A 12,743-nucleotide genomic window follows, 5' to 3' on the forward strand; every position below is an offset into this window, starting at 1 on the left:
CTTCGGTGAAAATGAAAATGCCGTGCTGATATGATGGGAGTTACTATCTGAAAGTGAACCGCTCTAGAATCAGGACTTCCGCTTCGCCGGCCAGATGGCGGGCCAGTTCTCCGGACCGCCGCCATCATTGCCGTCGCAATCGTCCTTGCTGCGTGACTGCTGCAGCACGAAACTGATCCCGTCCTCATCGCTTTCGCTCGCCTTCCACACATTGTAAACGCCGCAATCGCCAATGCCGCGCGCCCGGAAGAAGGCCGTCAAGGTTTTGGTGCCCTGGTTCCAATCGATATTCCAAGCGGTGCCGCTCGTCGTCGGGCCCGCGTCGCCCATGACAGGCAGCGCCAGCGGCGTCACCCGTCCCCCCTGCTCCTGATAAAACACATAGGGCTGGTTATAGGCGCCGCCCGCACTGCACGGCAGACCAAGCAGGGTCCTGTCGCCGATCTTGGCTGCAAAGCCGCCGACCGTGCTGAACCTGTCGGCATCGATCCCGCCACAGACCGAATCCTCGCCGGTGAAATCAGCACGGATCGGCTTGGGTATCTCGTCGAAACTATCGATTGCACTGACCTGAGGCAGCGGTGCCGGCAGCTTGTTGCCTTTCGCCTGCAAGGCGTCCACCGTCCCGACACGCCCCTGGGTCTCGTCCATGAAGATCAGCCCGCCGACAAAACCGGCAAGCGAGAATTCGGCTTTCAACGGTCCTTCCGTAGTCCGCAACTGGACTTCCGCCGCGTTTCCGGCCTTCAGCGCATCGATCAGCTTTGTCATTCCCGCCTTGTCGGCATAGCGATACTCGCCGTCTTCCCCGCGTGGTGCGAAGGACGAAACCGGGATATCCAATATCTTCCTGCCGTCCACCGAAATGCTGACCGTCGATCGCGGTGCAAGCTCCGATGGGGCAAGCACCAGCACCGGCTCCGTCCGAGGGCCGGCTTTACGTTCGATCGACAGCGTATAGAGCCCCGATACCTTGTCCTGCGAGGTGGAAAGCGTGCAAGTCTCGATGAAGCCGCAGGTAACGGAGATATCGCGCACCTTCTTATAGGCGGCGAAAGCCGGCAAAGCGGAACCCGCTATCAGAGCCGCAGCCAAAACAGCAGCCGGCGCAGTGCGCTTCATCATGATTGTCTTCCGGGCCATCTGCCTCTCCTTGATCGTTTCCCGAACACATCCGGCACTTGCCGCAGCAACTTACAATGGATAAGGCTCGGTGCAAATTCGGTCCGGACAATGAAACAGGCAGCTTTCCCTCACAAGAGGGCGGCCTGAAAAAACAGGAACCGCTCTAGGAGTTCGAAATGCCGCGCACCCGCGCCAATCTGGTTCTTCTTCTTGCCGGCACGATCTGGGGGCTCGGCTTCGTCGCGCAGTCGACGGCAATGGCCAGCATAGGACCGCTGATCTTCATCGGCATGCGTTTTGCCCTCGCAGCGCTGACGGTGCTTCCTTTTGCCATCCGTGAAGCACAGCAGGCACCCAAGGCGCTGAAATCATCCGACCATTTCGCTTTCCTGTTCATCGGCTTCCTGTTGTTCGCGGGCATCACCGCGCAGCAATTCGGCATGCTGACCACATCGGTCACCAATGCGGGCTTCCTGACGGGGCTTTACGTGGTGATGGTGCCGTTTGTCGGCGTCATGCTGTTTCGCAACTGGCCCCACCCGATCATCTGGCCTTGTGCGCTCGCGGCGCTTGCCGGCATATGGCTCTTATCAGGCGGAACACTCGACGCTCTGGCGCCGGGCGATTGGATGGTCATCCTCGGCGCCTTGTTCTGGGCGCTGCAGGTGCTTTTCATCACGCGCTATGCCAACCGCACCGGCAGACCGCTGACGCTCTGCCTGGTTCAGTTCACCTTCTGCGCCGTCATGGGGCTTTCGCTCGGCCTGGCGCAGGAAGGCATCGATTGGACGGCGGTGCAGACCGCGGCGCCCGAAATCCTCTTCACCGGCATCTTCTCTTCCGGAGTGGCGTTCACGCTTCAGGCCATAGGCCAGCGCTACACCACCGCGCCGCAAGCTGCGATCTTCCTGTCGTCGGAAGCGCTTTTCGCGGCTCTTTTCGGCGCAATCCTGCTCGGCGAACGCCTGCCGCCCACCGGGTTTGCCGGCTGCGCGCTGATCTTCGCCGCCATGCTCGCCGTCGAACTCATCCCGATGATGCGCGAGCGCAGCGTCAGCCAATAAGGCTCAAGCCTTGAAGATCAGCGCCGCGCCACAGGCGATCAACGTGAAGCCTGCCAGATGCTGCCATGTCAGCGGCTCCTTGAGGTAGAGCACCGAGAACGCCACAAAAACGGTAAGCGTGATGACTTCCTGTATCGTCTTCAACTGCGACGTCGAATAGACCGCGTGCCCTATGCGGTTGGCGGGGACCGCGAAGCAATATTCCAGCAGCGCGATGCCCCAACTGACCAGGATCACCGTGATCAGCGGCACTTTGGTGAATTTGAGATGTCCATACCAGGCGAATGTCATGAAGACATTTGAAGCGACCAACATCAGGATGGGCAGAATGGCAGGGGATAACAGCACCCGCATGGGACGTCCTCGGAATTAATAAAAGTAAGTCCAGGAAAAATGTGAAGCGGTTTTCCGTCCGGACTTGCGTAAAAACAAACAAACCGCGCCATTGCGCGGCGAATGGCGGGGAAAGCAAGAGCTCAATATCACTGAGGCCCTATCTCCGCGATGATTTCACGGCGGTGCCGCTTTTCGGACACAGCCCTTAACCGCGGCGCTGACTCTTCCTTTACGCTTGCCGCCTATCGTCGCCTCATTCCCGCATCGATGTGGATCATGCGCCGACGTTGAGGCGCGAGATGGAAGTCATTGGACATGAGTACAGCGTTGTCCCTGCCGCCGTTGCGGCCTCGCCGCCTTGCCGTGCTTTTGACCGTCGGCGCGGCACTCTTTATCACTTCATGCTCACGCGAGACGGTCCGCCGCCCCGAGGCCGATGTCGGCATGTCGCTTTCGGCCCCGGCCAGCGAAGACCAGAGCTATGGCTTCCTGCCCCCGGTCGATAATCCGGTCACCGCAGGCGAGAACATCTATGCGCAATCCTCAGACGAAATGGCCTGCCGCCTGCGGCTGAAACGGCTCGGCGTGGTCTTCTCCGAACTGCCGCCCATCAATGGCGGCGGCTCCTGCCGCATCGACAATCCCATTCTGGTGTCGGGCTTTGCCGGCGGCGCCATCGGCTTCAAGCCGGCCGCCAAGCTCAATTGCGCCGTGACCGAAGCCTTCGCTCGCTGGGTCAAGGGAGACCTCGTACCCGCGACGCGCTTCCGTTATTTCTCCGGCGTCGATACCATCTACAATGCCGGCGGATATTCCTGCCGCACCATGAACCACCGGCGCGGCGCCAAGATGTCCGAACATTCGCGCGGCAACGCCATCGACGTCACCCGGATCAAGCTCAACAATGGCAAGGCGGTGAAGGTGCACAAGCCCGGCTGGTTCTCCTTCCGCGAGCGCGGATTGCTCAATAGCGTGCGCGCCGACGCATGCGATTATTTCACCACCGTGCTTGGACCGGGCTACAATCGCGCCCACAACGATCATTTCCACTTCGATCTCATGCACCGGCGCAATGGCTATCGCGCCTGCCGATAAGGATTCAGGAACAGGCGCTTGGATTGAGAAGCTGAATCAGACCATGAGCGGCGCTTCGGGCACCGGTGTCGGCTTGCCATCCTTGTCGAGAGCCACCATGACGAATTCGGCTTGGGTCACGAGTTCCATGGTGAGCGTCAGATATCGCTGCGCCCACGCCTCCACCTTCAGCGTGATCGAGCTGCGTCCGACCCGGACGATGTCGGTATAGACGCAGAGCGTATCGCCGATCTTGACCGGCTTGGCGAAGGACATTTCCTTCACCGCGGCGGTCACGACGCGCCCCTGCGCCCGCTCCGCCGCACGCATCCCGCAGGAGGAATCCATCTGCGCCATCACCCAGCCGCCGAAAATGTCGCCCGCCGCATTGGCGTCACGCGGCATAGCCTGGGTGCGCAGGGTGAGCACCCCCGTGGGATTTGCCTCTTCCGTCATCATCAATCGTCCTTTCGCTGGATATCGGGGAAACAGAATCGCACCCTCGACCGCCATGATGATGCAGGGAAGAACCGCTGAGAAGCGCTTTGTATGGGCCTGGGGGGATAGGCTCCGTATGCCGCAGGTGTATGCCAGAAGCAATACTGCGTGCCCTGCTCCATCCATCCGTGGATAGGTGCGATATCGGGTTGCGGCACCGCCCGATTGCTGGTTTTGTGCATGCACTCGCCCCGGGTGGGCGGCCGGAATGATACAACTTACGACCGCAAGGCAAACCCAGGGCACGATGACGATTGCACGAATTTCTGCGCTTTTGCTGACGGTGCTGCTTCTGGCGGGTTGCGGAGGGCCGCGCGCGGTGCTGTGGCTCGGACCGAATGCGACCATCCCTGTCGCCGCGGCGGCAAAGCCTGAAGCCATCGTGCCGATTTATGTCGCCACCAGCCGCCAGCGCTCCGATAATCTGTCCCTGCCCTACAATGCCAAGCGCTCGGCCACGCTCAATTTCGCGCGCGTCGATGTCGGCATTCCGCCCGCTCACAAGAACGGTCTCGTCGAGAAGACGGGCTACAAGCCCAATCCGGCCAAGCATTTCGCTGCCGTCGCCTTCCAGACGTTCGACAACAGCAAGATCTTCACCGAAAAGCTGAACGCCGCCCTTGCCGCCCGTCCGGCCGACGAGCAGGAAATCCTGATCTTCGTGCATGGCTACAACAACAATTTCGCCGACAGCACCTTTCGCGAGGCCCAGTTCGTCCACGATTACGGTTTCAAATCGGTCGCCGTCCATTATGCTTGGCCATCCGGCGGTTCGCTCGGCCTCTACGCCTATGACCGTGACAGCGCCAATTTCGCCCGCGACGGGCTTGCCGAACTGCTTGAGATCGTCAGCCGGACCAAGGCCAAGCGTATCCTGCTGGTCGGCCATTCCATGGGCACGCTGGTGGTCATGGAAGCGCTGCGCACCCTCGCCATCTCCGGCAAGCGCGGCCCGCTCGACCGGCTGACCGGTGTCATGCTCGCCGCCCCCGATATCGATGTCGACGTGTTCGAGGAGCAGGTCAGGGATATCAAAAAATTGCCGCGCCCCTTCGCCGTCCTCGTTTCCAGCCAGGACCGGGCGCTCAACATCTCCGGCCGCATCACCGGCGGCCATCCCCGTGTCGGCGACGGCTCAAGCATCCCGATGCTGCGGGACAACGGCATCACCGTGCTCGATTTGTCCGCCGTCGATGGCGGCAGCCATGACGTCTTCGCCAGTTCGCCCACCTTGATGACGCTCGTGCGCCGGGGCGGACTGACGCAGCGCACGCTGGAAGGCGAAGGTCCAACGCCGGGCGAGTCGATCCTTGCCGATGGCTCCTCGGTCATCCAGGGCGCCGCCTCGCTGGTGATCTACCTGCCGGTGCGCCTTCTCACCGCGGCCGCCGAGCTGCCCCGATAAGCCTTTGGGAAACACCCGGCATCTCCGCTGAAGTCGAATATCAGTAAATGTCGCCATAGGCTGAAAATGATTCAACAATCGCGCTGCACGATCACCCTGCCACGGAGGCAAAGATTCGCCGGGGATTCGGTCAATATTTCCTTTACCCTATAGCGGTCAACCGGAACATTAATCCGCAATTGGCGTTATCATGTGCGGAGGGATGGATGGTCTGCAACACGGAGCATATCCATGAAACCATTACTGAGAACAACTTTTCTGGTCGCAGGACTGCTGGCCACCAGCGCTGCGCAGGCGGCAACCGCGCTCGTGACCACGGATCTGAACCTGCGCAACGGGCCGGGAACCAGATATGCCACCATCGGCGTGCTGCCCGATGGCGCACGCGTCAATGTCAGCGGCTGCACATCCGGCTACGGCTGGTGCCGCGTCAACTATGGCGGCAGGTCAGGCTGGGCGTCTTCGCGCTATCTCGCTACGCGCCAGGGCTCGACGGGATATTCCGGCGATTTCAGCAACAGTGCTGCCGCCATCGGCATTCCGCTGATCGCCGGCGCCCTGATCGGTTCGGCCCTGAGCGACCGCCATTATCACCGTGACCGCCGGCACTATCGCGATCGCTGGGATCGCCCGCGCTGGCGTCATCGCGACCGCTGGAACCGGCCGCGTTGGCGGGGTCGTGATCGCTGGGATCGCTCGCGTTTCGACCGGGACCGCCCACGTTGGCGTGGCAGCAGGCGCATCGTGCCGAATATGGATGGTCCCCGGTGATCAGCCGCCGTGATCAGGCGAAAAGTCGAATGCACTCCTGACAACCTACTGTCAGGAGACGCCGATAGAGTATGAGGGGACGTAGAGGTTTTGCCTGCTGCGCCCTTTTCATTTTTCCGGACTCTCTCCATATTAGCGCCATGGCATCTTCAGCGAAGAATTCATCTGCTCCGCGCCCGAGCGAGCCGGACAACAACGATACGTCTGAGCCCACCGGCTTCGGCGAAGCGCCGCAAGCTGCGCTGACAGGCGCCCCCCTGTCCGGCTCCATCGCGGATTGGGCGGCCGGGATCGGCGCCGAGGCGGAAAAGGCAAAGCCCGACAAACCGAAGCAGGGGTCGAAACAGCCGAAGAAGATACCCGAGCGCAGCAGCGCGCCCTCACGCTCCGGCCGCGGCACTTCGATGGGCGGTGCGGCTTCGGCCAAGGAGCGTGCAGCTGCGGGCCTGAATCCGGTCTCCGGTCTCGACATCAGCCTGGAGGACGCGACAGGGCTTTCGCCTTCCGGCGCGACGGCGACCGTCGATGCCCTGTCGAAGCTGATCGAATCCGGCAACCCGCTGTTCAAGAATGGCGAGATGTGGACACCGCACCGCCCGGCGCGGCCTGCGAAATCCGAAGGCGGCATCCAGATCCGCATGGAGACCAGCTTTCAGCCCTCCGGCGATCAGCCGACGGCGATCCGCGACATCGTCGCCGGCATCGGCGACGATGACCAGACGCAGGTGCTGCTTGGCGTCACCGGCTCCGGCAAGACCTTCACCATGGCCAAGGTGATCGAGGAGACGCAGCGCCCGGCGCTCATCCTCGCCCCCAACAAGACGTTGGCCGCGCAGCTCTACGGCGAATTCAAATCCTTCTTTCCCAACAACGCGGTCGAGTATTTCGTCTCCTATTACGACTACTACCAGCCCGAGGCCTACGTCCCGCGCTCGGACACCTTCATCGAGAAGGAATCCTCCATCAACGAGCAGATCGACCGCATGCGCCACTCTGCCACCCGCGCCCTGCTCGAGCGCGATGACGTGATCATTGTCGCCTCTGTCTCCTGCATCTACGGTATCGGCTCGGTCGAGACCTATACCGCCATGACCTTCGAAATGAAGATCGGCGACCGGCTCGACCAGCGCCAGCTTCTCGCCGATCTCGTCGCTCAGCAATACAAGCGTCAGGATATCAATTTCGTCCGCGGCTCGTTCCGCGTGCGCGGCGACACGATCGAGATTTTTCCGGCCCACTTGGAAGATTGCGCCTGGCGCATCTCACTCTTCGGCGACGAGATCGAGACCATCACCGAATTCGATCCGCTGACCGGGCATAAGACCGGCGATCTGAAATCGGTCAAGATCTACGCCAATTCGCACTATGTCACGCCGCGCCCGACGCTCAACCAGGCGATCAAATCGATCAAGGAAGAGCTGAAGCACCGGCTCGACGAGTTGAACCATGCCGGACGCCTGCTCGAAGCGCAGCGCCTGGAACAGCGCACCACCTTCGATCTCGAAATGCTGGAGGCGACCGGCTCCTGCGCCGGCATCGAGAACTATTCGCGTTATCTCACCGGCCGCAAGCCGGGCGAGCCGCCGCCGACGCTGTTCGAATACATCCCCGACAATGCGCTGGTATTCATCGATGAGAGCCACGTCACCATTCCGCAGATCGGCGGCATGTATCGCGGCGACTTCCGCCGCAAGGCGACATTGGCCGAATATGGCTTCCGCCTGCCCTCCTGCATGGACAACCGGCCCCTGCGCTTCGAGGAATGGAATGCGATGCGCCCGCAGACCATCGCCGTCTCGGCCACACCGAGCAAATGGGAGATGGAAGAGGCGGGCGGCGTTTTCGCCGAACAGGTCATCCGCCCGACCGGCCTGATCGACCCGCCGGTCGAGGTGCGCCCGGCCAAGTCGCAGGTCGATGACGTCCTGGGCGAGATCCGCGACACCGCCAAAGCCGGCTACCGCACGCTGGTCACCGTGCTGACCAAGCGCATGGCCGAGGATTTGACGGAATATCTGCACGAGCAGGGCGTGCGCGTGCGCTACATGCACTCCGACATCGACACGCTGGAGCGCATCGAGATCATCCGCGACCTGCGCCTCGGCGCCTTCGACGTGCTGATCGGTATCAATCTCCTGCGCGAGGGCCTCGACATCCCCGAATGCGCGCTGGTCGCCATTCTTGACGCCGACAAGGAAGGCTTCCTGCGCTCCGAAACCTCGCTGGTTCAGACCATTGGCCGCGCCGCGCGCAATGTCGATGGCAAGGTCATCCTCTATGCCGACCGGATCACCGGCTCGATGGAACGCGCCATGGCGGAAACCACGCGGCGCCGTGAGAAGCAGACCGAATACAATGTCGCCCACGGCATCACGCCGGAGAGCATCAAGAGCAATATTTCGGATATTCTCAATTCCGTCTACGAACGCGACCATGTGCGCGCCGATATCTCCGGCTTCGCCAAGCAGGGCGCGCTGGTCGGCAGCAATCTCAAAGCGCACCTCGAACATCTCGAGAAGGAAATGCGCAACGCCGCCGCCGATCTCGATTTCGAAAAGGCCGCGCGGCTGCGCGACGAGATCAAGCGCCTGCGCGAGACGGAGCTTGCCATCGCCGACGATCCGCTTGCCCGCGAGGTCGAGATGGAAAGCCCCGTGACGGGCCGCACCAAGGGCCGGCACAATGCCGGTCGCAAAGTGCATCGCACCGTCACCGATGAGGGATCCGGCGGCGAACCCGGAAAAGCGTCCCTCTTCCAGAAGCCCACGCTGGACAATATGGGGCCGGGAACCGACATGGCCAGGCCGCGCCATGAAGGCCCACAGCCGGAAAGCCGGTTCCGCAAGAATTCGCTCGATGAGATGACCGTGCGCCGCACCGAAGTGCCAGCGGGCGGCGAGGCCCCGATCAAGCGCGAACGCGCCGGCATCGGCTCCTACGAGGATCCGGCCGAAGCATCCCGCAAGAAACGGCGGCCGGGCAAGACCGGCCGGCCTGGGCAGTAAGCCCCGTCCCGAAAGCGCAGACGCGTTTTCCCTGCCTTACCATCAACCGCCGGTGGATCGGAAAGCGGGATGATGATCGTTGCCCCGCCTCGAGTCACACGCTATAGTAGCTGCTATGCCGGAATTTCGGTTGCACTTGGCTATCTAATTATATTTTTATTAAGCGCATTTCAAACATATTTTTATTGCCGGAGAAATGAATGAACTTCATAAATGATCGCGAACTTGCATTGCGTTTTAAGAATAACGCAGTTCATTCGAATGAACGTTTTTTGTACTTTATTATATATATGACCATTTCGACACTCTTTAGCGGATACATACTTGGATCGACGCTTTATGCGGATCCGATAAATAAATTCGATGTTTTATCCGACATTATAAATGTTATTATTATTATTGCCGGCACGACTATCTGTTATAGAACGAATAGGGCTGGAGACGATAGAGAATTCATAGAAAGAATGATGTGCATAGGTTTTCCAGCCGCAATTAGATCATTCATTATATTATTTATTTTTATTATATTATACTTAATATTTATCGGATCGATTGAACGAGAAAGAACATCCGAAGAATATTCACTCTACGCCATTCCGCCCGTGATCGCATATGGGTTGTATTTTTACTGGCGCATGAATGCCTCTATCAGGATAGCGGCAAATTAGGCCGACATCGGCCATTTCGGCGTCCATATCAGTCACATATGGCTGAGAATATTGACGAGCCGCCCGAACGGATCGCGCACATAGAACCGCCGCACGCCCCAAGGCTCGTCGGCCGGCCCGTATTCTATTGCAAATCCCGCCTGCCTCATACGCTCCAGCGCGGCATCGACATCATCGACTTCGATCGACAGATCGGGCACCGGCGTGCCGGAGCCGCCCTGTGTGGCAAAACTGATCTGGACACTCATCGCCTCGCGCGAACCATAGGTTTCGATCCAGCCATGATCCATCAACAGGTCGAGACCGAGCACATCCCGGTAAAACGGCTTGGCGGCGGCGATATCAGCCGTGGCGATATTGGCGACGATCCGCTTGACCTTCATCGCACTTCTCCCACTCCAGGCCTCAGGACGGCGCATTCTCCATTAATGCCTTCAATGTCTCCAGGTCGCGTTCGACCCATTCGGCATCTGATTGGAACCGCGCCTCGTCCATGCCCTCGATCCGGAACAGCGTGAATACGACCTCGCTGCCGTAGCCATTGCGGATGACGCGCAGCGGAATGTAAACCTCCGCCCCGTCGCCAAGCATGACCGTATGGTCGACGACACCGAAATCATTCGGCAGAGAAAACCGTATCCGGACGCGGCCCGATGGACCGTCTGCGAACCATTCGTCGCCGGATTTTTCAAGGCCGTTGACGAGGCCGGAAGCCCATAGAGGGAAGTTCTCCGGCCTCGCCAGAAACGTGTAGACCTCGCGCCAGTCGCGATCAATGGTGATGCTGATGCTGCGGCATTCATAGGTGCTCACCAGCATTCTCCTTCAATTCCAGTACGCTTATCAGCACCAATTCCATTGCCTTCGCTACCGGCAGGCGCCTCTGCCGACGATGCTGTAGCCGCCGCGCTCCGCCTCGCAGGAGTTCGAGAAGGTCCGAACGGAACTGCCTCGACGTGCGCAAACCGGCGCATATTCGCGTGTACAGAACTCCGGTCGCTCCGGTCGTTCCGGCCTTCCTGGACGCGGCGGACGAACAGGTCCGGGCCCTCCCCCACCATTCCAGCCGCCGCTGCCCGGACGGCCGCTGCATTCACCGCGACGCACGATCCGGAAGCCTTCCGCATTCGCCTGGCAGCTATTACCGAAAGTCCGGCGCGACCCACCACGCTCACCACAGACCGGCGCATAGATCATTGGACACATTTGCGGCTTGTCTGGCCGCGGCTTCATAGGACCGCCACCATCCTCGACCGCAACGCAGCCCGTCAGCAGCAGCACTGCAGCAAGCGCACCCAGCCTAGGCATTTCCGTACGGATAAATGTCATGAAACCCTCTCCTCGCCATTTGCCCCGACCGCGTCCGCTTCAAGGCGCGCGATTCCACCCCGGCGCCATCGTAAGCCAGCGCGCCTGAATGACAAGACGGGAGGTAAGGAAGCCATTACCACCACGCGCATTGCAGCTTCGCTTTTTGCCGTGTCTGTGCTTATCCTCTGTCAAACGGCGGCAGCTGCGGATAAGGACACAGTATTGGGAAAAACGGAACGCAGCTTCGGGACGGATGGCGAATATGAGCGCCTTGGCTGGCTTTTTCGAAGCGCCGCCCTTTTGAGCTTTGCCCTGGGTTTGGCCCTGGATTTGCCTGGCGCATTGGCGGATCCCCAGCCCGCCATAACCGAGGAAAAAGTCTCCGCTGCCGGAACGACGGCATCGCCGCCGGAAACCTCACCGGCGAAACCAAAGGAAGCGCCCGCCCCGACCGTTGCCCAGATCTGTTCGCTGATCGCCACCAATGCCGACGGCTATGGCCTGCCGCGCGAATTCTTCGCCCGGCTGATCTGGAAGGAAAGCCGCTTCGATTATCGGGCCGTCAGCCCCGTCGGAGCGCAGGGCATCGCCCAGTTCATGCCCTACACGGCGAAGGAGCGCGGCCTGGCCGATCCATTCGACATCAAACAGGCCATCCCCGCCTCCGCGTCGCTTCTCAAGGATTTGCGTACCGCCTTCGGCAATTGGGGGCTGGCGGCGGCAGCGTATAATGCCGGCGCCGGAAGGGTCTCGTCATGGCTGAAATCGGGAGGTTTCCTGCCGCTCGAGACAGAGGGATATGTGCTCGATATCACCGGCCAGGCGGCGGATAATTTCGCCGCAGGCGCAAAACTGCAGTCAAGGCCGCTTGATGCCAAGCTCTCTTTCGACCAGGCCTGTCGCCGCATGCGCATCATCAAGACAGCGACCATCCCCATGGCACGTATCAAGCCCAAGCCATGGGGCATCCAGGTGGCGGGCAATTTCCGCCGCTCGGCTGCCGTCAGGCAGTGGAAGCGGACGAGACGCCAATTCCCGTCCATCCTCAAGGGACATCCCGCCGTGGTCAGTCGTATCCGCTCGCCAATAGGCAGGCGCGGCATCTATACCGTCAGGATCGGCGCAGATAGCCGAGCGGAGGCGGACCGCATCTGCAGCAATCTGCGCTCAGCTGGCGGCGCCTGCATCGTTCTGAAAAACCGTTGACAACTTTTGTTCCAAGAAGAATTTCTCTGTGAAGTCAGGCGTTCGAAGCTTATGCTGCGCATGGCTGAAATAAGGCGAAAAACTTTTGCCCGCCAAAATTCGCTTGCCAAAATTCGCTTCATAGATCAGTCTCATCTCGTTCGGGCATTTTGCGAACAATGGAAGACTGGAAGAACGGCGCGCCGGAACCGCTATAAGTACCGGGCCGGGAATTTCCTGGCAATGATCGGCTCCTTCCCTGATTTCGAGAACTGCCTGCATGACCCCTCCGCCGGGCGTG

General features: G+C 60.5%; 13 protein-coding genes. 6 read left to right on the plus strand and 7 right to left on the minus strand.

All coding sequences use genetic code 11. The features are described 5' to 3' along the window. Positions 1-69 precede the first annotated feature (69 nt). The gene (locus C5748_RS03290) at positions 70-1,143 is read right to left on the minus strand and encodes a DUF1176 domain-containing protein (protein WP_245428758.1); all 1,074 of its coding nucleotides are present in this window, start codon (positions 1,141-1,143) and stop codon (positions 70-72) included. A gap of 158 nt (positions 1,144-1,301) precedes the next feature. On the opposite strand from C5748_RS03290, the gene C5748_RS03295 reads away from it, so the two are divergent. Continuing rightward, positions 1,302-2,189: a DMT family transporter gene (locus C5748_RS03295; protein WP_105740503.1), complete on the plus strand. Its 888-nt coding sequence runs from the start codon at positions 1,302-1,304 to the stop codon at positions 2,187-2,189. A gap of 3 nt (positions 2,190-2,192) precedes the next feature. On the opposite strand, the gene C5748_RS03300 is transcribed toward C5748_RS03295, so the two are convergent. Continuing rightward, complete coding sequence (locus tag C5748_RS03300; protein WP_105740504.1) at positions 2,193-2,543, minus strand: DMT family protein; 351 nt, start codon at positions 2,541-2,543, stop codon at positions 2,193-2,195. A gap of 297 nt (positions 2,544-2,840) precedes the next feature. On the opposite strand from C5748_RS03300, the gene C5748_RS03305 reads away from it, so the two are divergent. Beyond that, positions 2,841-3,620, plus strand: a complete 780-nt coding sequence (locus C5748_RS03305; protein WP_105740505.1) for an extensin-like domain-containing protein — start codon at positions 2,841-2,843, stop codon at positions 3,618-3,620. Positions 3,621-3,656: 36 nt separating this feature from the next. Here the strand turns inward: C5748_RS03305 and C5748_RS03310 are convergent, their stop codons facing one another. Beyond that, positions 3,657-4,055: an acyl-CoA thioesterase gene (locus C5748_RS03310; protein WP_105740656.1), complete on the minus strand. Its 399-nt coding sequence runs from the start codon at positions 4,053-4,055 to the stop codon at positions 3,657-3,659. A 289-nt stretch (positions 4,056-4,344) separates the two neighbouring features. Between C5748_RS03310 and C5748_RS03315 the strand changes: the two genes are divergently transcribed. The 3 genes from C5748_RS03315 to uvrB all read left to right on the plus strand — a co-directional run bounded on the left by C5748_RS03315 (position 4,345) and on the right by uvrB (position 9,278). Then, entirely contained in the window at positions 4,345-5,502 is a 1,158-nt protein-coding gene (locus C5748_RS03315) for an alpha/beta hydrolase (RefSeq protein WP_105740506.1), read from the plus strand. 231 nt (positions 5,503-5,733) lie between these two features. After that, on the plus strand, positions 5,734-6,273 hold the full coding sequence (locus C5748_RS03320) for an SH3 domain-containing protein (protein WP_105740507.1): 540 nt from the start codon (positions 5,734-5,736) through the stop codon (positions 6,271-6,273). Between the two features lie 140 nt (positions 6,274-6,413). Beyond that, positions 6,414-9,278 carry an excinuclease ABC subunit UvrB gene (uvrB, locus tag C5748_RS03325; protein ID WP_105740508.1) on the plus strand — a complete coding sequence of 955 codons (2,865 nt, stop codon included), beginning with the start codon at positions 6,414-6,416 and terminating at the stop codon, positions 9,276-9,278. A gap of 700 nt (positions 9,279-9,978) precedes the next feature. Here uvrB and C5748_RS03335 read toward each other — a convergent pair. Genes C5748_RS03335 through C5748_RS03345 form a run of 3 tightly spaced genes read right to left on the minus strand, consistent with a single transcriptional unit; the run spans position 9,979 to position 11,275 of the window. Then, on the minus strand, positions 9,979-10,329 hold the full coding sequence (locus tag C5748_RS03335) for a VOC family protein (RefSeq protein ID WP_105740510.1): 351 nt from the start codon (positions 10,327-10,329) through the stop codon (positions 9,979-9,981). 22 nt (positions 10,330-10,351) lie between these two features. Further along, positions 10,352-10,759: an SRPBCC family protein gene (locus C5748_RS03340; protein WP_245428760.1), complete on the minus strand. Its 408-nt coding sequence runs from the start codon at positions 10,757-10,759 to the stop codon at positions 10,352-10,354. Between the two features lie 54 nt (positions 10,760-10,813). After that, on the minus strand, positions 10,814-11,275 hold the full coding sequence (locus C5748_RS03345) for a Kazal-type serine protease inhibitor domain-containing protein (protein WP_245428762.1): 462 nt from the start codon (positions 11,273-11,275) through the stop codon (positions 10,814-10,816). A gap of 204 nt (positions 11,276-11,479) precedes the next feature. Between C5748_RS03345 and C5748_RS03350 the strand changes: the two genes are divergently transcribed. Continuing rightward, positions 11,480-12,463 (plus strand): transglycosylase SLT domain-containing protein, encoded by a 984-nt coding sequence (locus C5748_RS03350; RefSeq protein WP_245428763.1) that lies wholly within the window; start codon positions 11,480-11,482, stop codon positions 12,461-12,463. Here C5748_RS03350 and C5748_RS03355 read toward each other — a convergent pair. Beyond that, on the minus strand, positions 12,425-12,724 hold the full coding sequence (locus C5748_RS03355; protein WP_146119467.1) for a hypothetical protein: 300 nt from the start codon (positions 12,722-12,724) through the stop codon (positions 12,425-12,427). The genes C5748_RS03350 and C5748_RS03355 overlap by 39 nt on opposite strands. Between the last annotated feature and the right edge of the window lie 19 nt (positions 12,725-12,743).

It is taken from the genome of Phyllobacterium phragmitis (assembly GCF_002980495.1).
GTDB classification, from domain to species: domain Bacteria; phylum Pseudomonadota; class Alphaproteobacteria; order Rhizobiales; family Rhizobiaceae; genus Paramesorhizobium; species Paramesorhizobium phragmitis.